Below are 21,006 nucleotides of genomic sequence, written 5' to 3' on the forward strand. Positions count from 1 at the left end.
GCCCGGCAGCAGTGGCAGGACCTGCTCGCCGAGGCCAGCGCGGAACTCGTCTACTGCCTGCCCGAGCCGACGGACGAGCTGGCCGGCATCGGCATGCATGTGTTCGCCGCCCGGTTCAAGCAGGACCGGATGGCGCTCGACACCGACGAGGTCGCTCGCCGGCTGGCCGCACGGCTGCCCGCGGAGATGATCCCGTCGGCGTTCCACGTGCTCGACGCGATGCCGCTGACCGGCAACGGCAAGCTCGACCGCGCCGCCCTGGCCGCCTGGGCCGAGCAGCGCGGTCTGGAGTCCGCCCGCAGCGTCGAGGGCGAGCAGCAGGAGGCGACCGAGCTGCACCGGGCCATCGCCCGGGTCTACGGCGAGGTGCTGGACAAGGCCGACATCAGCCACGACGTGAACTTCTACTCGCTCGGCGGCGATTCGCTGCTCGCCGCCCAGGTGGTGACACAGCTGAGGGAGAACGTCCCCGAGGCCACAACCGTCCTCTTCGACGAGCTGCTCCGGGAGCTGCTCGACGGAGCGTCGGTCCATGAGCTCGCGGCGTTCCTCGGCGACGGCGCGACGGCCGAAGCGGATACGACCGACAAGGAGAGTTACGTGCTGACCGGAGCCACCGAGGCGATCGGAAACCCCGTGCATGTCCTGATCAACGACGGCTTCGGCGAGGACGCCGTCCGGCTGGGCGAACTGCTGGGCGAGCGCGACCCCGTCGTGCAGATCCCGTATCTGGAGGTCGGCGAGGCGCCGGAGATCGACGAGCTGGCGCAGCGGATCGTGCGGCAGGTGCGCACGCTCAGCCCGGGGCCGTTCCATCTCGTCGGCGCCCGGGGCGGTGGCCTGCTGGCGCTCTCCGCGGCCCAGCAGCTCAGCGAGCTCGGGGTGCCGGTCTGCGGGCTGACGCTGGTGAGCAGCTATCCGCTGCCGGCCGTCATCCGCGACGAGGTCCTGTACGAGGCGATGTTCGTGCAGGGCGCGGGCGCCGACCCCGCGGAACTGGGGTACTTCGACGAGGCCGCGCTGGGCCGGGCGCTCGCGGAACTGGTGCCGGCGGCGAGATACCCGCCGGCGCGCTGGCCGGGCTCGCGGACCATCGGGACGCCGGGCTGCGGAAGGTGGCGGAGGTCGCCGCCGGGCTCGGCGCCCGCAGCCGCGACGAGCGTGTGGGGGCGATCGCCGGGCACCTCGGCTGGCCGGCCAAGGACATCGGCGACGCACTCGTCGGCACACTCGCGCTGTTCAACGCCGCGGCCGCGCACTCCCCCGGCGTCTACACCGGTGACGCCCGGCTGCTGGTGCACAGCGAGGAAGCTCCCATCTGGCCGACCATGGCCGCCGACATGCGCGCCTACTGGGGCGACATCTGCGTCGGCCGTCTCGACGTCGAGGAGATCCCGGGCAGCCACTTCAGCTGCTGCGCCGAGCTCACCCGCGACATGCTCGACCTGCCCGAGGAGGAGCAGTGACCGGCGTCGATCTCGCGGTGCTCGGCGGCTACGGCGCGGTCGGCGCCGCCGCGCTGCGGACCGTCGCCGAGCGCCGGCCCGGGGCGACGGTCCGGATCGGCGGCCGTCATGAGGCGCAGGCGGCAGCGCTGCTCGGCAAGCTCGGCCTGCGGGGCGAGGCCCGGCCGGTCGACGTGCACGACGGCCGGTCGCTCGCCGGCTTCTGCCGCGACGCCCGGCTGGTCCTCAACTGCGCAGGCCCGTCGTACCAGATCCTGGACCGGGTGGCGTGGGCCGCGCTGGCGGCGGGTGCCGCCTACGTCGACCCGGGCGGCGACGAGCCGGTGTTCGACGCGCTGCACCGGCCCGGCACGTTCACCGGCACCGCGGTGCTCACGGCGGGCATGCAGCCCGGCCTCACCGGCCTGCTGCCCCGACACCTGATCCGCTCGATGTCACATCCGCGCGCGCTCACCGCGTACGTCGGCACCATGGACCGGCTGACCCCGGCGGGGGCGGCGGACTACCTGCTCAGCCTGGGCGGTTCGTACGGCGAGGCCCAGGCGGCCATACGGAACGGGATCCGTGTCGAGCGGGAGCTGGAGCCGCGGTCCGGCATCGAGCCGCCCTACGCGGGCCGCCGGCTCGACGCCTATCCCTATCTGAGCTTCGAGGCCGAACAGGTGGCGACGGAGTTCGGGTTGTCCGACGTCGACTGGTTCAACGTCTTCGAGGGCGGCGCCCACATGATGAGCTGCCTGAGCCGGCTGCAGGGCGCCATGCGCGGCGAGTCCGACCTGACGCGGGCCGCCGACGAGCTGACCCGGGCGGCGGCGCTCGACCTGTTCGGCAAGGAGCCCTTCCAGCTGATGCTGTTCGAGGTCACCGGCAGCCACAAGGGCGAGCCGGCGGCCCGCAGCCTGGCCCTGCGCGGCAAGGACACGTACGCCCTCACCGGGCTGGTCGCAGCCCTGGCCGCACTTGATGTGCTGGACGGCCGCATCGGCCCCGGAATCCACTTCGCCGCCACGGGGCTGGACTCCGGCGCCATGCTGGACGCGCTGCGCGCCTGCCCGGCGGTCACCACGCTGGAGGTCCTCGACCAGCCCGTCCTCGGGCCGCTCCGGATGGAGGAGGGAGTGCTGTGACGGCCAGCGGCCGGGTCGCGGCAGCGGGGGCGCCGGTGCGGGTGGTGGTGGCCGGGACCGGCTTCGGGCGCGCCTATCTGGCGGCCTTCGAACGGCCGGACTTCCCGTTCGAGCTGGCGGGGATCATCGCCAGGGGCAGCGCCCGCAGCAAGGCCTGCGCCGAGCACTACGGTGTGCCGCTGTGGAACGGTGCCGACGACGTGCCCGACGACGTCGGCATGGCCTGTGTGATCGTGGGCGGGGCGATGACCGGTGGCCACGGTCCGCAGCTGTCACAGCAGCTGATGCGCCGCGGCCTGCACGTCCTGCAGGAGCACCCGCTGCACCCCGACGAACTGCTCGCCTGCCTGCGCACGGCCCGTGAGCAGGGCGTGGTGTTCCGGATGAACACGCACTACCCGCATGTGGAGCCGGTCCGGCGCTTCCTGGACTGCGCCCGTGCGGCGGGCAGTCGGCAGCGGCCGCTGTACGTCGATGTGACCTGCGCGTTCCAGGTGCTGTTCACTGTCTTCGACGTCCTCGCCGAGGCGCTGGGGGCGATCAGGCCGTTCGGCGTCCACGGGGTGCTCGAGGAACCGGCGGGCGGCGCCCCGCCGCCGTACCGCAGCCTCAGCGGTCGCTTCGCGGGCGTGCCGCTGACCTTCCGGCTGCAGAACGAACTGGTGCCCTCGGCCCCGGACAACCACGGTCATCTGATGCACCGGATCACCATCGGATACGACGGTGGGCACCTGACACTGGTCAACACGCACGGGCCGGTGCAGTGGAGCACGCGCCCGCACATGCCCATGGAGCTGCGGGACCTGCCGCGGTTCTCGGACGCCGCCGCGGCACATCTGCGGGTGCCGACCGTGCAGACCATCGGCCCCGCGGACGGCCCACCGTACCGCGAGGTGCTGGGCACCCTGTGGCCGCAGGCGACCGCCCGCGCGATGACGGAGCTGTGGCGGGAGGCGGTGGCCGGAGCATCGAACGAGGCGCATGTGCAGCGGCATGTCACGCTCACCCGGCTGGCGATGCGGGTCGCCGAGGCCTGCGGGCCGGTGCGCCTGCACCGGCCCGAGCCGCCGGAGCTGCTCAGCGCGGACGATCTGGCGGGAGGTGCCTCATGACAGTCGAGGCGACCGGAGGCGAAGCGTCATGACGGTGGTCTTCAATACGTGGCTGCGGGCCTTCGCGCCGCGTGCCGACGCCGCCCTCAGGGTGGTGTTCTTCCCTCACGCCGGCGGCTCGGCCAGCTTCTACCGGCCGCTCGCCCGCGCGCTGCCGGAGCACGTCGAGGCGCTGATCGTGCAGTACCCGGGGCGCGAGGACCGCAGCCGCGAGCAACCGTGCGGCTCGATGGACGAGTTGGCCGAGGCCCTGGCCAAGGTGCTGGAGCAGCTCGACGACAAGCCGGTCTGGTACTTCGGGCACAGCATGGGCGCCTCCGTGGCCCACGAGGTGACCCGCCGGCTCACCGCCGCCGACGGGGCGCGCCCCGGACAACTGATCGTCTCCGGCCGCCCCGGCCCGGCACGCCAGCGGCCCGACAACAAGTACCTCGACGACGACCGGCTGTGGGCCGACGTCTGCGCCCTGGGCGGCACGGACTCCCGTCTGCTGGCGATGCCGGAGATACGGGCCGTGGCGCTGCCGTCGCTCCGCGCCGACTACCGGCTGATCGGGACGTACGAACCCGCGCTCGGCACCGACCTGGACCTGCCGGTGACGATCTGCTTCGGCGACCGCGACCCCGAGGTCGGCCTGGACGACGCGGAGGCGTGGCGTGCGGTGACCACCGGCCCGTTCGCGGTGGCGACGTTCCCCGGCGATCACTTCTATCTGCGCGGCGACGGCGAGGGCGCGGTCGTCGGCTGGCTCGGCGAGCAGACCGCCACGCATGCGGCGGCGGACAGGTCAGCGCCCCCGCGCACGCGGTGAGCCGCCGTCCGGCAGCTCGTCCGCAGCCGCCGCGATGGCGGCGACCAGGATGCCGCGCCGCGCCACCCACCGCCCGCGCAGAGCGGGGAAGCCGGCGTGCTTCTCGGACCGTCCGCGCGCCGCTCCGGTCAGCCGCACGACGAAACGGCCGCCGCGGCCGTCCACGGGTCCCGCGCCGAAGGCGACTTCGGCGTCGCCGAAGCCCAGCGGGCCGCCCACAGCGGGCGACCACACCTTGTAGAACGCCTCTTTGGCGCAGAACAGCAGCCGGTCCCAGTGGACAGCGGGGTGGGCGGCCCGCAGCTCCGCGAGGTGCCGCAGTTCCCCCGCCGACGCGGTGCGCCGCAGCACACCGGGGCTCAGGGCCGCGTGCGGCTCGGCGTCGACGCCGAGCCCGGACGCGGCCGATGCGGGCGCGACCACGGCGGCCCGGTAACCGCGGCAGTGCGTCAGGCTCCCGACCAGCCCGTCCGGCCAGCGCGGCGCGCCGAACGGCCCGGGGAGCAGCGGCGCCTGCGGTCGCCGCAGGCGCCGCAGGCACTGCGCGGCGGCCCAGCGGACCGTGGTGAACTCCCGTACCCGCTCCTCGACGGCGCCCTCGACGAGCGCACGCTCGGCGGCGAAGAGCCGATGGGCGGCCACGTCCCCGAAGACGTCACGCGCGGCGACCTCCGGCCGTACCAGCTCCTCGATCACGCGCGGCCGTGGCTCAGCCGTCCGCGTCCGCCCGCAGGGCGGCCTTGTCGATCTTGCCGACCGGGGTCCGCGGCAGCTCGGCCACCAGCCGCAGGTCGTCGGGCAGCTTGAAGACGGCCAGACCCCTGCCCGACAGGTAGCGCTTGAGTCCGACCAGATTCACTCCTCCGTCGCCCTTCGGCACGACGTAGGCCACGGAGGCCTCGCCGAGCCCGGCGTCGGGCCGGCCCACCACGGCCGCGTCGCTGATGGCGTCGTGGCTGCGCAGGTGCTGCTCGACCTCCTCGGCCGACACCTTCTCGCCGCCGCGGTTGATGATGTCCTTCACTCTCCCGGCGATGACCACGTTGCCTTCAGGGGTCAGCCGCGCAAGGTCCCCGGTGCGGAAGAAACCGTCGGCGGTGAACGCGGTCCGATTGGCCTCCGGGGCGTTCCAGTACCCGCGGATGGTGTACGGGCCGCGGGTGAGGAGCTCGCCGACCTCACCGGGCGGCAGGTCGCGCAGCCCCTCGTCGACGATGCGCACCTCGTCGTGCTCCGACAGCGGCCGGCCCTCCGTACCGTGGATGATCTCCTCGGGGTCGTCGAGCCTGGTGTAGGTCAGCAGCCCCTCGCCGATGCCGAACCAGTTGCTGATCCGGCAGCCCAGCGCGCGCCAGGTGCGGTCGGCCGCGTCGGCGTCGAACTTCGAACTGCCCACCTGCAGCAGGACGTTACTCATGTCGACGCGTCGCTTGGCGCTCGCGGCCGACCACAGCGCGGCTACCGCGGGCACCACGGTGGTGTGTGTGACGCCCTCCCGTTCGATCAGCCCGAAGACTTCGTCGGGCGACGGGCTGGCCGCGAACACCGCCTTGCCGCCCACCATCAGCGCCCCCCACACGCCGGGACAGCCGAGGGCCGCGTTGTGGGCGGCCGGGTTGGCGGCGAGGTAGACGGAGTCGGGGGTGAAGCGGAGGGCCTCGGCGCAGCCGCGGATGTTGTACGCGTAGTCGTCGTGGGTGCGCGGAATCAGCTTGGGCTTGCCGGTGCTTCCCCCGGAGAGCAGCAGCAGGGCCACACTCGACGGGTCCACCTCGGGCAGGCGGCGGGCGGGCGCCTCCGCCCCGGCGGCGCGGACCGTGTCGAGGGAGGTCAGCTCTTGTGCGTCGCCGCTGATCACGCAGCGGAGGTCCGGCCGGCTCCGCAGCAGGTGGCGGGCGAGGGTGCGGTAGTCGAAGCCCTGGAAGCGGTCGACCGTCATATAGGCGACCGCCCCGGATGCCGCCGCGAGATGGTCGGCCTCGCTACGGCGATGGCCCGGCAGCGCGAGTACGGGGATGATGCCGGACCGCAGCAGCGCGACGGTCACCGTCAGGAACTCGACGACGTTGGGCAGTTGCACCAGCACGCGATCGCCCGGACGCAGGCCGAGGGCGAGCAGCCCGCGGGCGATCTCATCGGCTTCGGCACGCACCTGGCCGTGCGTGATCCGCCTGCGGCGGTCGACCCCGGCGATCGCGTCCGGGGCCGTGCCGGCCGCGGCGGTGAGGGCGTCGCCGAGCGGGACTCCGCGCCACAGGCCCGCCCGCCGGTAGCGGTCGGCGTCCTCCTCGGGCCAGGGCGTGAACGCTTCGGTCATCGCGGTCGTGTCGGTCATCGGCATCCTCCGCTGGGCGGCGTGGTTGCGCTCGCGGCGGCTTCCGCGCGTCGCGCGACGGCAAGGCTGCCGCCAGTTTCGGGGAGTTCGCACGGCCCCGGCCGCGCGACAACAGAGCCATGAAAGAGACGGCCGGCGGCATCTGCGCGTCACCTACTGTCCTGTTGACCGGCCCGTCGGCGTGCGGGCGGCCGTCCCGTCCGACGATCGAGGGGAATTCATGACCGGCACCGGCCCGGAGCATCCGCTGGACTGGCTGGATCGGCCGCGCACGAGTGCCGGCGTGGAGCTCTTCGACGCCGAGTCGGCCGAGCGCACCCCGTATCCCGAGATCGCCGCGCGCGCCCTGGGCATGGCCGGGGGCCTGGTCGTGGGCCGCGTCCGGGCCCGTACGGTCGTGCCTCTGCTGTGCAGCACCGGTCCCGAGCTGATCGCCGGCTTCTACGGCATCCAGGCGGCCGGCTGCGTCGTATCCGTGCTCGCTCCGCCCACCCGTATGTCGGGCGATGCGCATCGCGAGCGCATCCGGGAGGTGCTCGACGTTCTCGACGCCGAGGTGCTCGTGGTCGACGCGAGCCATGAGCGCTATGCGCGCGAGGTGGTCGGCGAGCCCGGCTTCGCGGCCCACCGCTCGGTGCGGCTGCTGAAGACCGACGAACTGGCGGCGGCCGATCCCGCGCGGCGCGGCCCCGCGGAGCTCGCGCTGGTCCAGTTCACCTCGGGCAGCTCCGGCCGCCCACGCGGCGTGCGCGTCTCCCACGACGCGCTGGCCGCCAACACGGCGGCGATCCGGGTGTGGGAGCGCGCCACGGACGACGACGCCTGGTGTTCCTGGCTGCCGATGCACCACGACATGGGACTGATCGGCTGCATGGTGGTCCCGGTGTCGGGCGGCAACAACGACCTCGCCGTGTGCACGCCCGAGACGTTCGTTCGCCACCCGCTGGCGTATCTGCGCCGCTTCGACCGCGGCGGCGCGTCCATCACCGCGACACCCGCCTTCGGGCTGCAGCGCATCGTCGACCGGATCCGGCCCGGTCAGCTGGACGGTATGGACTTCTCCGGCTGGCGTGCCGTGATCGTCGGCGCCGAGCGGATCGACCCGGTCCTCGTACGGTCCTTCACCGGCCTGCTGGCGGGCCACGGCCTCGCCCCGGGCTCGCTCACACCCGCCTACGGCCTCGCCGAGAGCACCCTCGCGGTGACCGGCGTGCCCATCGACCGGCAGCCGTCCAGCGTCCGGATCCGGCGCCGCGAGCTGGCCGTCGGCGCACCCGTGCGTACCGCCGCCGGCGGCGGTACGCACGACGCCGACGCCATCGACGTGATCAGCTGCGGGCGCCCGCTGACCGGCCTGGACGTCTGCTTGGTCGACGACGCCGCCGGCCCGTACCGCCAGGGCACCTCGGTGAGATCGAGGTCACCGGGACCTCGCTCGCCGACGGCTACCTGGACGACGCTTCCGCGGCCGGGACCACCTTCGAGGGCGGCCGGCTGCGCACCCGCGATGTGGCCTTCGAGCTCAGCGGCGAAGTGTATGTCATCGGCCGGCTCGGCGACTGCATCAAGGTCAACGCCCGCCATCTGTTCGCCGAGGACGTCGAGCTGCTGCTCGGCCGCGCCGGCCTGGACCTGAACCGCACCTGCGTGGCGCTCGGACAGGATGACGCGCAGGCCCATGCGTACGCCGTCCTCGAGGACCTCGACGCGGAGTGCGCCGAGATCGCCGACCGGGTGCTGAGCACCACCTGTCCGGGCGTCGAGCGCGAGGTCGTCCGGGTGCCCCGGGGCACCATCCCTCGCACCACCAGCGGCAAGAGCAGGCGCCGGGAGCTGTGGCTCACGCTGCGCAACCGGCCTGCACAGCCGGCCTGACCAACGTCGAGAACGGGAGAACGCGGATGCGCTACGCGGTGGAGGACGTCCGCGAGACGGTGCTCGGGATCATCGAGCAGCTCTCGCCCGAACCGGACCGGTTCGACCCGGCGAAGGACCTGCACCTGGTCAACGACCTCGGCTTCCACTCGCTGGCTCTGCTGGAGCTGGCCTTCGCGATCGAGGACGACTTCGACCTGCCGCCCATCGACGAAGAGACCGGGCGGGGCATCCAGACCACCGAGCAGGTCTTGGCGTACGTCATAGGACAGCTCGACGAGCAGGACGAACTCATCTCCTCCTGAGGCCGCGCCGGAGGGAACGCCGAAGGGAAACGCATGAAGATCAAACTGCCGACCGACGTCACCTTGAGCTACGACGTCTACGGACCTGAGGACGGGCCGGTCGTCGTGCTCGTACCCGGGCAGCATCAGGCGTCGCTGTTCGAGGACGTGCAGGTGCCACATCTGACGAAGGCGGGCTACCGCGTCGTGACCTTCGACCTGCGCGGCGTCGCGCCCTCGGAGGAGACCCCGCCCCCGTACACCGTCGAACTGCTCGGCGAGGACCTGGCCGCGCTCAACGAGGCGCTGGGGCTCGGAAAATGCGCCTACATCGGCTACTCCGTGGGCGCCATGATCCTCCTTGAGTTCGCCATGAAGCGGCCCGACCTGATCGGGCGCGCGGCCCTCATCGGCGTGCCGTGGAAGGCCAGCAAGCTGCAGGAGGCCATCCAGGCCGAGGCCGTGACGCGGCTGAAGTCGGACCAGCAGATCCCGGCGCTGCTGGAGGGCGTCTACCGGGCGATGTATCTGTTCGGCCCTCGGGCGCTCAACCGCGACGCGTTCATCGCGCCGTTCCTGGAGGGACTGCAGGGGTGGGCGGAATCCGGTGGCCACGGCGCGATCGGGCATGCGGAGGCGGCCCGACGGTTCCGCCCCTCGGAGGCGGAGGTCGCGAAGGTGCGGGTGCCGCTGCTCATCGTGGGCATGGAGCACGACATCGTGGCACCGCGGCACTTCGCGCGTGAGCTGGCCGCGCTGATCCCGACGGCCGAGTACACCGAGATCCGCAACAGCGGCCACGCGTCCCTGCTGGAGAAGCCGACCGAGGTCAACAACCTGGTCGGGGAGTATCTGCGCAGCGGCAAGGTGGGCACACCACGCGGCACCGCCCGTATGCGCGACCGGGCGGCGGCCGGGGAGACGCCGGCGGGCTGAGACGAGAACCGGGAGCCGGGCCGCCCACGACAAGGGGCGGCCCGGCTCCCGCTGTCCGCCCGGCCGGTACGGCCGTTCAGGCCGGCCGCAGCCGGTACAGCCGGTAGAAAAGGTGCCCCACGTCGATCACATCGGTTTCCAGCCCCGCCTCGCGTGCGTACGCGCGCACGGTGTCGGGGCGCATCACCGTGCCGGTCGCCGCCGAGGGGGTCTCGCTCATGCCGATCGGCAGGCAGTGCAGCACGCTGACCGCGTAATGGAAGCGCTCGCTGTCGGCGGGCTCGGTGCTGAACCGCTCCGCCACCGCGGGCTCCATCAGCAGGACGGCACCGCCCGGGGCCAGGAGCTCCCGGCAGCCGCGCAGCACCTCGACCGGCCGCGCCATGTCGTGCAGGGCGTCGAAGACGCAGACGAGCAGGCTGCCGCCCGCGAGTCCGGACTCGGCCGCGTCCTGGTTGCTGAAGCGCACGCGGTCGCCGAGACCGCTCGCGGTGAGGTTCTCACAGGCCTCGGCCAGGGCGTCGTCGTCGCGGTCCACGCCGTGCACCTCGGCCTGGGGGAACATGCGGGCCAGCGCGAGCGTGGAGAGACCGGCGCCGCACCCGATGTCCGTGATCGCGGCCCCCGGGAGGTGCAGCCGTGCTTCGACGTCCGGCAGGTGCCGGACGATCCAGTCCGGCAGGTGGTCACGGAAGACCGCGCGGTTGAGGTCCCGCCGACCGCCGCGCATGGCCTCGCCGTAGACGCTCTGGGGCAGGCCGACGCGGTCGGTGTACGCCGCCACGAGCTGCGGCAGTACCGCCGCCATACCGCCGAGGGGCATCACCACCAGGGGTGCGATGTAGTTCGGGCTGTCGGCGTCGAGCAGCGCCTCGGCGTGTTCCGGCGGCAGCTCGAAGCGCCGCTCGCCCGGCGGCCGGGCGGGATCGTCGACGCGCAGGATGCCCGCGCTCGCCTGCTGCTCCAGCCACTCCCGGATCATGCGCTCGTCAAGGCCGGCGCGGTCCGCGAGTTCGGCGGGCGTCGCGGGGCCGGCGTCGGCCAGCGCCTGGTAGGCGCCGATCTCCAGCCCGAGGTAGCAGGTCATCAGCTCGGCTGCGGCCAGCCCGGCGCCGAAGAACCGGATCGAGAAGCTGCGGGCGTCCGGGCCCGCTGGGATGGGCCGGGTGCCGGGCCGGTGTTGCGGCCGGGACGGCCAGGCCTGGCGACGGACGCGGGCGGTGGGGCGGAACGGTGGCCGGCAGGGCTGCCTCCTCTGGTCGTACCGGTCGGGCGGTGTTTCAGAGATGGGCGAGCACGTTGATGACGTTGCCGTCCCGGTCCCGGCAGAAGAACCGACGCACGCCCCAGTCCTCGTCGTGGAGCTCGTGGATGATCTCCATCCCGGCCTCCCGGACCGTTTCACAGACGGCGTCGACATCGTCGACCTCGATCGAAGCGTCCATGTTGACCGGCCCGGTGCGGTCCTTGGTGATCAGGCCGAGCTGGGCGTTCGGATGCTCCGGCGAGGCCAGGATGGCGATCCAGCCGTGGTCCATGACGACTTCCATGCCCATCGTCCGCGTATAGACATCGACGGCGGCGCCTAGGTCGGTCACCGAAAGAACGGACATCACGCGTCGCACAGCCATACCACAGACTAAGCGCACGCCGACGCGTGCCGGAGAAGCTCTGTCGGCACTCTTTCACCGGCGTACGGCGGCCGGCCGCAAAGGGCTACGGTCGCCGAGCGGTACCCGCGGCCAAGACGTCGGCTGACAGTGGCCGATCCGTCCACCATGCCCGCTTCCAGGACGTGAAAGGGGCTCTCGTGCACGACGAAGCGACCCAGCGGAGCGAGGACCAGCCGGCTGCCCAGGATCACGGTCCCCGGCACCCCGGCATGGCGCTCGTGCTGATCAGCACAGTGCAGCTGATGGTCGTGCTCGACGCGACCATCGTCACCATCGCGCTGCCGCGGTTGCGCAACGACCTCGGGTTCTCCCCGGAGAGCCTCTCCTGGGTGCTGACGTCGTACTCGCTGGCCTTCGGCGGACTGCTGCTGCTCGGCGGGCGGCTCGGCGATCTGCTGGGCAGGCGGCGCATCTTCATCCTCGGCTCCGCGGTGTTCGCGGCCGCGTCGCTGCTCGGCGGCGTGGCCGTCGGCCCCGAGTGGATGATCATTTCGAGGGCGCTGCAGGGCCTCGGCGCCGCGATGGCATCGCCCGCCGCGCTCGCGCTGATCACCACGACGTTCCCGGCCGGGCCACAGCGCAACCGCGCGATGGGTGTCTACGCGGCGATGTCCGGGCTGGGTTCGGCGGTCGGGCTGCTGCTGGGCGGCGTGCTGACGGAACTGTCCTGGCGGCTGACGTTCTTCATCAACGTCCCGATCGGGGTGGCGGTGGCGCTGCTGGCGACCTGGTACCTCGTCGAATCCCAGCCGAAGCGGGGTTCGTTCGACCTGCTGGGCGCGATCACCGCGACGGTCGGCCTGGCCGCACTGGTGTACGGCTTCACGCACGCGGGCGGCGACGAGACCAGCGGCGGCAGCCGCTGGTCGGAGGCCGAGACACTGCTCGCCATCGGTGTGGGGGTGCTGTTCCTCGGCGCGTTCATCGTCGCCGAGCAGCGTCCGCTGGACCCGCTGCTGCCGCTGCGGATCCTGCGCGACCGCACGCGCGGAGTCAGCTACCTGGCCATGCTGATCGTGGCGGCGGCGATGTACGCCTTCTTCCTGTTCCTCAGCCAGTACGCGCAGGACGTCATGGACTACTCCGCGCTGCAGACGGGCGTGGCGTTCCTGCCCTTCGCCCTCTTCATGATGGTGGCGTCGCAGCTCTCCTCGAGCCTCGTCTCGCGCTTCGACCCACGCTGGGTCGCGGGCAGCGGCGCGGTCCTCGGGGCCGCGGGGATGTACTGGTTCTCGAGGCTCGAGGCCGACTCGACCTACTGGACGCACCTGTTCCCGCCGATGTTCGTCGCGGCCTGCGGCTTCGCGCTGCTGTTCATCCCGCTGACCCTGACGGCGCTGTACGGCGTCGGGCATCGGGACCAGGGGGTCACCTCGGCGGTGCTGAACTCCATGCAGCAGGTGGGTGGTGCCCTGGGCATCGCGGTGCTGTCGACGGTGTGGGTACGCGAGATGCTCGACAAGCAGCAGGAGCTGCAGGCCCGGGCGCAGCAGTCGCCGCCGCCGAAGGGCGCCGACGCGGAGGCCGCACAGGACCGGCTGTACGAGATCGCGTTCACCGAGGGCGCCACGCGGGCCTTCCTGGTGGTCGGCCTGATGCTGCTCGGTGTGGCCGTCCTGGTCGTCCTCGGGCTGCGCATCAAGCATCAGGACCTGTCCACCGACAACAGCCAGCAGCCTTCCGCTTCCGCGTAGCCGCGATGGCCGGGGCCGCCCTCGAGGGCGGCCCCGGCCATCACTGAGGCGAGCGGGGCAGGCTCAGTGATCCCCGTGTCCGTGCCCGGCGGCGTGGTCGAACTTCAGCACCTCACGCGGCATCACGACGAAGGGCCGCATCATTCCCATGTCCTCGTGCTCCAGCAGAGGGCAGTGGTACTTGAACCGGCCGTCAGGTGCGTCAGCTGCCGTCGCCGCTCCCGAAGGGGCTCACCCCGAGGCCGTGACGTGTGCGGCTGAGTGGTGGTGTCAAGGCGGGCTGCTACAGGCAACGGAGTCCCTGTCAGAACAGCGTCGGCCGAGATCGCTGAAGTGCAGGAACTCCGTTGGGCACCCGATCTGTCCTCACCCGTGCCGTCAGCGTGGCCGGGGGACGGTTCGCGCCCGGCCACCTCGGTGAACTCACCCGGCTCATTGCGTTCAAGATGGTCGACGAAGCCCTGCGCGCGGCGGGAGGAGTCCGGGCACGGCTGCGGGACCTGCCCTCCCGGGTGTGCTCTACCTGGTCCTGGCCACGTGCCTGTTCCCGGAGACGGGGTGTCCGGCGTGTGGCGGGGACGGCGGCGAATGCGTGGAAGTCGCCGCCGGCACGACCGCCATACGCGTACGGGACTCCAAGGAACGCGGTGGCCCCCGGCTCGCGTTCACGCGGCGCGCATGGTCCGGGTTCGTCGCGGACCTCGGGCGGGACCGGGTCTGACCTGCTCGCCCGAAGCCACGGCACCGGCCGTCCCACGAGGCCCGCATGCCCTCCCGGATCCGGCCACGACCGGGAGAGGGACCGGCAGGCCACGCCCGTCCCTCGGGAGAGGGTGTGGGACGGCGCCGTGGCATTCCGGACCGGCTCCGGTGTCAGTCGGGGTCCGTCGTGGAGATCACCACCATCTTGGTCACGGTGCCGTCGTCGCCGACCACGTCGCGCACGTGCCGGAAGCCCAGTCGGCGGGCCATGGCCAGGCTGACGGTGTTGTCGGCGCCGACCATGCCGTAGGCCTCCTTCAGGCCCAGGTTGTCGGCGGCGTGGCGGAGCAGGCCATGTCGCCCACCGTGCTCATGCCCGTCCCGGGCGTGGCCGCGCCGAGGCGTCGCCGGTACGGCCCGACGCCCGGGCATACCGGGCGTAGCGGGCTTACAGTGGGAAGCGCGACCCCTGCCGGGCCTGCGGCACGCCCGTGTCGCAGCCACCTGTCGGCTCAGCCGGCATCTGGCGGAGGTGTGCCGTGCCGTACGACTGTCGGCCTTCTCGCTTCAGCGCTGACCTGTTCCCCGCCGCACCCGGATGGATCCGCGATGCCGCATGCGTGGGCGAGGATCCCGAGCTGTTCTTCCCTCTGACCGAGCGGGACAGCGAGCCCCAGGTTGCTCGCGCCCGTGCGGTCTGCCGTCGCTGCCGCGTCCTGCTCGCCTGCCGCCGGTGGGCCGTCGAGCAGGGGGAGGACGCCGGCATCTGGGGTGCGACCACCGCCGCGCAGCGTCGCGTCATCCGTCGGGAGCTGTTCGACTGAGCACTCGGCGTGGTCCGCTGTCCGCGGAGCGCCCACGAGAAGGCGGTGGGACACGGCCGGGAGGCACGTGCCGCCGCGGTGCCGGCGGACGCCGACGCGCTGATCGCGGACACCGGCTACCCGCGGGTCCCGGTGATGCTCTTGCGGGGCAAGCCTCTGGCCGCACGCCACCCCCTCGAGGCGGAACCGGCCGCGGGGCCGGGCGTCGAGGGCACCCTTCTCATCGCGCTCCACGCGATCACGGTCGCGGCCCTCGCGGCGTGGGGGCTCCCGCACAACTGGCGGAGACGGCCCACCTGTCCGTGCGCATGGACACGGCGTCCGGCGAGTGCCGAGCCCGGTCGTCCCGTGCCGAGAGCATTTTCCCGTGCAGCGGCATGGCCGAGGAGTTGTCCGGGCACTCTTCGGCTCCCATGCCTCAGGGCCGGACCTCGATGAATCCGACTTGTCGGCTCCGGCCCCATATGCCACTTCGAACTAAAATTGACAAGGAACAACGCCCAGCGAGCCCGCACCGACGATCGCGAGGTGACCGTCATGACGGAGAGCATGAATCGCACCGAAACCACCACGAAGGCGAAGTCCCGGGACGAGCAGGAGACGACACGGCAGGGGCGCAGGGGCGCCGACATCCCTCCGGGGGAGCGGGGGAACACCATCGTGGCGGACGGTGTCGTAGCGAAGATCGCGGGCATGGCCGTCCGCGAGATTCCCGAGATCCACCACCTGGGGGGCGGAATGGCCAGGGCGTTCGGGGCGATGCGCGAGCGCGTGCCCGGCGGGGGAAGCGGCGTCACCCAGGGAGTGAGTGTGGAGGTCGGGGAGCGCCAGGCCGCTGTCGATCTGCAAGTGGTCGTCGAGTACGGCGCTTCGATCACGGACACGGCCGGGGACGTGCGCACCAACGTCATCAACGCGGTGGAACGGATGACCGGCCTGGAAGTCGTGGAGGTGAACATCTCGGTGAACGACGTTCACCTGCCGGACGAGGAGGAGTCGGAGCAGGGCGAGAGGCGAGTGGCGTGACCGAACGTCCAGGGCCGACCGGAGAACCAGTGGTGGACACACCTTGACCGGCTCCGGAGCACCCGCGTGGGCGGCCGGAACCGCTCTGGCCGGGCCGCCCGGCGGTCCGCGTCCCGCCTGGCCCACGGACGACCGGGGCACACCGCATCGAGTGCATCCGGTAGAGGCGGCACCGCGTTCGCTCCACGCCGACCGGAACGTGCCGCCACCCGGTTCACGCACACCTTGCTCTCCGTGGCAGTCCTCCCTCTGGCCCAGGGAGTGACGCCGGACCGCGGTGGCCAGCAGAAGGCGCAGGTCCTGCGCGCACGCCTGGCCGCCCCCACCGCGTCCGCGGACGCCCTTGCGGCAGTGACCCGGGCCTGTGGACACCGTGGGTCCGGGCGGACTCCGTCAGCGCGAAGCCCAGGCGCTCTGCGCCAGGCCCGGCCGCGGCAGGAGTACGAGAGGCGCGGGACCGCTCTTCGGGACGAGCCGGTGGTTGTTGTCAGTCGCCGTCAGCGAGGGAGCGGGCCGAAACGGCGCCAGAGGTGACGCCGTCGGCCTTGGCTGCGTCGGCGAGGGCTGCGGCAGCGGCTTCTGCGGCCTGAGCCGTGTCGTTGGCGGCCTGGGCGGCCATGTCGTCCGAGGGCTTCTCGCGGGTGGCCGGCGACTGCGGCAGCGCCTCGCTGAAGGCGCGGGACACCCCCTGGAGTGCGGAGGTGACCTCGCTGGGTATCACCCAGAAGGTGCTGCCGGAGCCTTGCGCGAGTTGCGGCAGCATCTGGAGGTACTGGTAGGCGAGCAGCTTGGGGTCGGGGTCGTTGCGATGCACGGCCTGGAACACCTCGTCGACGGCCCGGGACTGGCCCTCGGCCTGGAGGATCGCAGCGGTCCGGTTGCCCTCCGCGCGCAGGACGGCGGCCTGCTTGTCGCCTTCGGCGGTGAGGATCTGCGACTGGCGTTGCCCCTCGGCGCCGAGGATCGCGGCCCGCTTGTCCCGCTCGGCTCGCATCTGCTTCTGCATCGCGTCCTTGATGGACTGCGGGGGGTCGATGGCCTTGATCTCCACCCGGTTGACCCTCAGCCCCCACTTGCCGGTGGCCTCGTCCAGCACGCCACGGAGCTGGCTGTTGATGGTGTCGCGTGAGGTGAGCGTCTTTTCCAGGTCCATGGATCCCACGACGTTGCGCAGGGTGGTGACGGTGAGCTGTTCGACCGCCTGAAGGAAATTCGCGATCTCGTAGAACGCCGCGCGTGGGTCGGTGACCTGGAAGTACAGGACGGTGTCGATCTCGACGACCAGATTGTCCTCGGTGATGACCGGCTGCGGTTTGAAGGAGACGACCTGCTCCCGCAGATCGATCACCGGGTGAACGCGGTCGATGTAAGGGATGACGAGGTTGAGGCCGGGGGTCAGGGTCCGGTGGTAGCGGCCGAGTCGCTCGACGTTACGAGCGCGCGCCTGGGGCACGATGCGGACCGCCCGCACCACGGTGAAAACCGCGATCAGCGCGACGATCAGGCCGGCAATGAGGAACGCCGAGGTTTCCATGGTTTCAGTCCCGAGGGTAGACGAGTGCGGTGGCGCCGCTGATCTCGATGACGTCGACGGTCTTTCCGGCAGGAATCACCAGCGTCTCGTCGTAGGCGCGGGCCGTCCATTCCTCGCCGTCGATACGGACCCTGCCGCCCAGCCCCGTCACCTCCGAGACGACATAGGCGGCCCTGCCCACCAATGCGTCCACGCCGAATCGTTCTCCTCGGGGCTGGAGCACGTGGCGCAGCGCAATGGGGCGCACGAACAGCACGCTGACCGTGGCGACGAGGGTGAACAGCAGGAATTGGAAGGGCAGCGGCAGCCCGACCGCGGCGAACCCCGCCGTGACCAACGCGGACGCACCCAGCATTCCGAGCGCCAGGGTGAGCGTAAGGATCTCCGCCACAGCCAGCACAGCTGCAGTGATCAACCAGATCAGCCATGGATCCATTGCGCGCCTCTTCTGACCAGTGCGGGTACGGAGAGGGCTGGAACACCACCCTCTGGCCGCCGAGCAGGGAACCGCTCGCGTACCCACGAGAAATGGATATGCACCCTAAGCGAACACAACTTCGGGAAGATACCCATAGATCAATAGATGGTCCTTTTACGTAATTTTACCCGTTCCAGGAGGAGGGAATCCTTCTCTGCGGGTGCAGCGATCTGCTGGCTCCTGCCCGGACGGGCCGCCGCCCCGGCCGGGTGCACGGAGTGAGCGGTGGCGCGGAGCCAGAGACGGCACGACAACACGGGAGGGCGGTCGTGGAAGGGCGGCGGCCTCGCAGATGAGCACCAGGACAGCTCCACGGAGCGGTGGCGAACCACCCCCGGTCATGCCGACAGCGGTCGTCCGGTGAAGGCCGACAGCCCCCCACGCGCCAGGACACCGGTGAAGATGTGGTGTGTCCGTGAGGGCCGTCATCGAGGCGGCCCGCACCGCCCTGAGGGCGAGCGCGGACGCCGTCGAGGAGCAGCGCTCAGCGGCACGCCCAGGACCGCGGCGCCCCGTGCCGCAGTACGGCCGCCCCGCACGTTTCCGTGAATTCTCGCGGGGGACCCGCCGCCTGTGGTGGCGTACGGAGCGGAGCAGCGGGTGCGGGTGCCGGCGTTGCGGGCCGGGTGGCTGACGCAGACGTTCGTGCACTGGTCCTTCCCTCCGGAGACGGTGCAGGCGCTGCTTCCCGAGGAGCTGGTCGTGGACGAGTACGAGGGCGCTGCCTGGGTGGGTCTCACGCCCTTCGTCATGGCGGACGTGCGCCCTCCCGGCGTACCCGCCGCGGTGCCCGGACTCCCTACATTCGCGGAGACCAACCTGCGGACCTACGTCCGGCGCCGGGACGGGCGGGACGGCCTGTGGTTCCTGTCCCTCGAGGTCGCCTGCCCCCTGCTGCTGGCGGCCCGTGCCATCGGCGCGCCCTACCACCCGGGCACCCTCACCGTCACCGCGAGTGGGGACACCGTCTCCTACGCCGGTTCGCGAGGGGCCGGTGGGCCCTCCTACCGCCTGGTCGTCCGCCCCGGCGAACCGGTCGAACCGGCGGAACGGGACGTATGGCTGACCTCGCGCTGGCGGGCGTACACACGTCGGCTCGGCAGGCTCTGGGAGACGCCCGTCGAGCATGAACCATGGCCGCTGGACACAGCCGCCGTCGACGTGCTGGAGGAGACGCTGACCACGGCGGCCGGCCTTCCCGCCCCCCTCGGCGAGCCCCTGGTGCACTTCTCGGAAGGGGTCAGGCACGTACGGCTGGGGCCCTCCAGGCCCTGTGCCCCGGAACCGGGCCTTTCGTGACCCGGCTGCGCTTCGACGGCTGGATCGCGGGCATGGGAACCTCTTCCGGGACGCGCATCGTGCTCGGACACTGGCTGCGGTCGCCCTTCGGACCCTTCAGCGATGTGATGCTCGAACGGGCCGATGGGGGCAGGCTGCTGCTGGCCCCCACGCAGGAGACGGCGAGCTTCGTCAGCGGCACCTACACCTTCGACACCGTACGCGTCGTACCGGTCGGCGTAAGCGTCGCGGACAGTACCTGGACCGTCGCGGCCGGGACATTCGGCCTGCGCTTCTCCACCGGCCGGCGAGGGCTTCTCGGGTTCCTGCTGTGCGCCGTTCCAGGCGCGCTCGCCCGCCGCCCGGCGTGGAGCGCGCTGACGGACTGGCCGACCCGTGTGCTGCTGCCCGGTGTGCGGACCCGTGGCAGTGCCGGCGGGGGCCGCCGCGAGTGGTACGGAGCTCATGACCTGCGGCCGATCGCCGCGCTGTCGGCGCTCTTCGAGGGCGAGGACCTCGGCGCCATGGCACGGGTCGAACCACCCGTTCGCTTCGGGTTCGGTTCGGTTCCGCGGAAGCCCACCGTCACCCGGGTCACGACGACGGTGGAACTCGGCCCGGAGTGAGGACACCCGGCCAGGGGTACTCGGCCGATCCTACGGAGGAGGTCCATGGGCAGCACGAGAGTTCCGGAGCTGGTGGGCACGGCCACCAGCTCCGGGAACACCTCTCGCCCAAGGGCCGTCAGGGCACCCCAGTACGGCACGAGCGCCGCATACCCGAACCACCGACAAGAAGGCCGATCATGTATGAGCAGACCCCGTCCCAGGCGGAGGGCGAGCGACAGCAGGAGGTCACGCCGGACAACGCGGCAGAGACTCCCGAGCGTCGTGATGCGCCCCGGACAACCCCTTCCCAGGCGGAGGGCGAGGACACGGAGGACGAGGACACGGAGGGGAGCGAGGAGGAGGAGAGCGGCTTGTCCGGTCCGTGAGCGCTGCCGCAGCGCTCCTGCTGACGCCCCGACTGCCGAAGGGCAGCGGCGACGGAAGCTGCCGAGATCATGGCCGGTCGCCCCAGTCGCACCGATCGAAGCCGGTTTCGTCGGCCGGCCGCCGCGCGTAGTCCCGTGCTGCGCCCGCAGGGTGCTGACGTGCACGGTGAGCCCTGGGGGACGTGGCTGAACACGCCCGGGCGGTACGCGGCCACCGTCCGCCTCTCGTGACAGGGGATCATGCGTGCCGGGCGGCACGTCGGGGCGCGACATGGCCCGCCTCCAGCACCTCCTTCCCTCGCGCGGGGCGGGGCGCAGATCCACGCGCGGGTCGTGGCCGTGAGCCGGGTGGGCAGGGAGTGCGCGGCGCCACAGCACGAGAGGGACGGCAGCGTCGACCGGCAGGTGGGTGCGGGGCAGGTCCGCGAGGCTCTGTCGGCGCCCGACGAGCACCGCACCAGGCGTGGGGCGAAGCGCTGTGGCAGGTAGGTGACTTTGCTGGAGATACGGCCGCAGACGCACGGAACCAGCTGACCGGTCCGTGGGAGGCTCACCCCCGCACCCGGCGGCGGTGGCCTCGCCGCACCCACTCGCGGTCCCTTCCGTCGGCGGAGACCTCGTCGACGGGGCGGTCGGCGGCCGGGCCGGGCCGTCACCACGGAGCTGCCTGCCTCCACGCCGCGGGGCGAGGGGCACCATCGTCGGCGCCCTGTGTGGTGAACGCTTGGGCGACGATGTCGTCGTCGACCGCATGACCTCTTCCGCCGCTTCTCCGGTCTCGGGCGTGTTCTGCGACGGTGCGGCCTCCTGCGACTCCGTGGTGTCCTGAGGCCGGCCCGGCTCGGCGCGAGGGGCGC

22 protein-coding genes and 1 pseudogene are annotated in these 21,006 nt (G+C 72.0%); 15 read left to right on the forward strand and 8 right to left on the reverse strand.

Annotated features, from left to right (window positions below; genetic code table 11):
• Positions 1 to 219: 219 nt before the first annotated feature.
• Genes WJ438_RS04720 through WJ438_RS04735 form a run of 4 tightly spaced genes read left to right on the forward strand, consistent with a single transcriptional unit; the run spans position 220 to position 4,516 of the window.
• Positions 220 to 1,578, forward strand: coding sequence for a phosphopantetheine-binding protein (locus WJ438_RS04720; protein WP_406729587.1), 1,359 nt, complete (start codon positions 220 to 222; stop codon positions 1,576 to 1,578).
• Complete coding sequence (locus WJ438_RS04725; protein WP_406724090.1) at positions 1,463 to 2,593, forward strand: saccharopine dehydrogenase NADP-binding domain-containing protein; 1,131 nt, start codon at positions 1,463 to 1,465, stop codon at positions 2,591 to 2,593. The genes WJ438_RS04720 and WJ438_RS04725 overlap by 116 nt, the downstream gene beginning before the upstream one ends.
• Positions 2,590 to 3,705, forward strand: a complete 1,116-nt coding sequence (locus WJ438_RS04730) for a Gfo/Idh/MocA family oxidoreductase (protein ID WP_406724091.1) — start codon at positions 2,590 to 2,592, stop codon at positions 3,703 to 3,705. The genes WJ438_RS04725 and WJ438_RS04730 overlap by 4 nt, the downstream gene beginning before the upstream one ends.
• Positions 3,706 to 3,733: 28 nt before the next feature.
• On the forward strand, positions 3,734 to 4,516 hold the full coding sequence (locus WJ438_RS04735; RefSeq protein WP_406724092.1) for a thioesterase II family protein: 783 nt from the start codon (positions 3,734 to 3,736) through the stop codon (positions 4,514 to 4,516).
• Here WJ438_RS04735 and WJ438_RS04740 read toward each other — a convergent pair.
• Together WJ438_RS04740 and WJ438_RS04745 are read right to left on the reverse strand one after the other, a co-directional pair.
• Entirely contained in the window at positions 4,493 to 5,212 is a 720-nt protein-coding gene (locus WJ438_RS04740) for a 4'-phosphopantetheinyl transferase (protein WP_406724093.1), read from the reverse strand. The two genes, WJ438_RS04735 and WJ438_RS04740, sit on opposite strands and share 24 nt — an antisense overlap.
• A 13-nt stretch (positions 5,213 to 5,225) precedes the next feature.
• Positions 5,226 to 6,851 (reverse strand): (2,3-dihydroxybenzoyl)adenylate synthase, encoded by a 1,626-nt coding sequence (locus tag WJ438_RS04745; RefSeq protein ID WP_406724094.1) that lies wholly within the window; start codon positions 6,849 to 6,851, stop codon positions 5,226 to 5,228.
• 220 nt (positions 6,852 to 7,071) lie between these two features.
• Between WJ438_RS04745 and WJ438_RS04750 the strand changes: the two genes are divergently transcribed.
• Genes WJ438_RS04750 through WJ438_RS04765 form a run of 4 tightly spaced genes read left to right on the forward strand, consistent with a single transcriptional unit; the run spans position 7,072 to position 9,946 of the window.
• Positions 7,072 to 8,487, forward strand: coding sequence for an AMP-binding protein (locus WJ438_RS04750; protein WP_406724095.1), 1,416 nt, complete (start codon positions 7,072 to 7,074; stop codon positions 8,485 to 8,487).
• The gene (locus WJ438_RS04755) at positions 8,385 to 8,726 is read left to right on the forward strand and encodes a hypothetical protein (RefSeq protein WP_406724096.1); all 342 of its coding nucleotides are present in this window, start codon (positions 8,385 to 8,387) and stop codon (positions 8,724 to 8,726) included. The genes WJ438_RS04750 and WJ438_RS04755 overlap by 103 nt, the downstream gene beginning before the upstream one ends.
• Positions 8,727 to 8,752: 26 nt before the next feature.
• Entirely contained in the window at positions 8,753 to 9,031 is a 279-nt protein-coding gene (locus WJ438_RS04760; protein ID WP_406724097.1) for a hypothetical protein, read from the forward strand.
• Positions 9,032 to 9,064: 33 nt separating this feature from the next.
• Positions 9,065 to 9,946, forward strand: a complete 882-nt coding sequence (locus tag WJ438_RS04765; protein ID WP_406724098.1) for an alpha/beta fold hydrolase — start codon at positions 9,065 to 9,067, stop codon at positions 9,944 to 9,946.
• Between the two features lie 76 nt (positions 9,947 to 10,022).
• Here WJ438_RS04765 and WJ438_RS04770 read toward each other — a convergent pair whose 3' ends face one another.
• Both WJ438_RS04770 and WJ438_RS04775 read right to left on the reverse strand, forming a co-directional pair.
• The gene (locus WJ438_RS04770; protein WP_406724099.1) at positions 10,023 to 11,033 is read right to left on the reverse strand and encodes a methyltransferase domain-containing protein; all 1,011 of its coding nucleotides are present in this window, start codon (positions 11,031 to 11,033) and stop codon (positions 10,023 to 10,025) included.
• A 193-nt stretch (positions 11,034 to 11,226) separates the two neighbouring features.
• Positions 11,227 to 11,577, reverse strand: coding sequence for a VOC family protein (locus tag WJ438_RS04775; protein ID WP_406724100.1), 351 nt, complete (start codon positions 11,575 to 11,577; stop codon positions 11,227 to 11,229).
• Between the two features lie 179 nt (positions 11,578 to 11,756).
• On the opposite strand from WJ438_RS04775, the gene WJ438_RS04780 reads away from it, so the two are divergent.
• Complete coding sequence (locus tag WJ438_RS04780) at positions 11,757 to 13,313, forward strand: MFS transporter (protein WP_406724101.1); 1,557 nt, start codon at positions 11,757 to 11,759, stop codon at positions 13,311 to 13,313.
• A gap of 63 nt (positions 13,314 to 13,376) precedes the next feature.
• On the opposite strand, the pseudogene WJ438_RS04785 reads toward WJ438_RS04780, so the two are convergent.
• Positions 13,377 to 13,517: pseudogene (locus WJ438_RS04785) on the reverse strand (multicopper oxidase domain-containing protein); the annotation flags it as partial.
• A 319-nt stretch (positions 13,518 to 13,836) separates the two neighbouring features.
• On the opposite strand from WJ438_RS04785, the gene WJ438_RS04790 reads away from it, so the two are divergent.
• A complete protein-coding gene (locus WJ438_RS04790) occupies positions 13,837 to 14,034 on the forward strand; it encodes a DUF397 domain-containing protein (protein WP_406729588.1) in 198 nt (65 codons plus the stop codon).
• 152 nt (positions 14,035 to 14,186) lie between these two features.
• On the opposite strand, the gene WJ438_RS04795 is transcribed toward WJ438_RS04790, so the two are convergent.
• Complete coding sequence (locus tag WJ438_RS04795) at positions 14,187 to 14,447, reverse strand: hypothetical protein (RefSeq protein WP_406724102.1); 261 nt, start codon at positions 14,445 to 14,447, stop codon at positions 14,187 to 14,189.
• A 107-nt stretch (positions 14,448 to 14,554) separates the two neighbouring features.
• Between WJ438_RS04795 and WJ438_RS04800 the strand changes: the two genes are divergently transcribed.
• Positions 14,555 to 14,839, forward strand: coding sequence for a WhiB family transcriptional regulator (locus WJ438_RS04800; protein ID WP_406724103.1), 285 nt, complete (start codon positions 14,555 to 14,557; stop codon positions 14,837 to 14,839).
• A 537-nt stretch (positions 14,840 to 15,376) separates the two neighbouring features.
• Complete coding sequence (locus WJ438_RS04805; RefSeq protein ID WP_406724104.1) at positions 15,377 to 15,865, forward strand: Asp23/Gls24 family envelope stress response protein; 489 nt, start codon at positions 15,377 to 15,379, stop codon at positions 15,863 to 15,865.
• A gap of 487 nt (positions 15,866 to 16,352) precedes the next feature.
• Here the strand turns inward: WJ438_RS04805 and WJ438_RS04810 are convergent, their stop codons facing one another.
• On the reverse strand, positions 16,353 to 17,399 hold the full coding sequence (locus WJ438_RS04810; RefSeq protein WP_406724105.1) for an SPFH domain-containing protein: 1,047 nt from the start codon (positions 17,397 to 17,399) through the stop codon (positions 16,353 to 16,355).
• A gap of 4 nt (positions 17,400 to 17,403) precedes the next feature.
• A complete protein-coding gene (locus tag WJ438_RS04815; protein ID WP_406724106.1) occupies positions 17,404 to 17,835 on the reverse strand; it encodes an NfeD family protein in 432 nt (143 codons plus the stop codon).
• Positions 17,836 to 18,450: 615 nt separating this feature from the next.
• On the opposite strand from WJ438_RS04815, the gene WJ438_RS04820 reads away from it, so the two are divergent.
• From WJ438_RS04820 to WJ438_RS04830, 3 genes are all read left to right on the forward strand, one after another.
• Positions 18,451 to 19,176: a YqjF family protein gene (locus tag WJ438_RS04820; protein ID WP_406724107.1), complete on the forward strand. Its 726-nt coding sequence runs from the start codon at positions 18,451 to 18,453 to the stop codon at positions 19,174 to 19,176.
• A 32-nt stretch (positions 19,177 to 19,208) separates the two neighbouring features.
• Positions 19,209 to 19,781 (forward strand): hypothetical protein, encoded by a 573-nt coding sequence (locus WJ438_RS04825; protein ID WP_406729589.1) that lies wholly within the window; start codon positions 19,209 to 19,211, stop codon positions 19,779 to 19,781.
• A 179-nt stretch (positions 19,782 to 19,960) separates the two neighbouring features.
• Entirely contained in the window at positions 19,961 to 20,149 is a 189-nt protein-coding gene (locus WJ438_RS04830) for a hypothetical protein (protein WP_406724108.1), read from the forward strand.
• Positions 20,150 to 21,006: the final 857 nt, after the last annotated feature.

Source organism: Streptomyces sp. GD-15H (genome assembly GCF_045291515.1).
Lineage (GTDB): Bacteria > Actinomycetota > Actinomycetes > Streptomycetales > Streptomycetaceae > Streptomyces.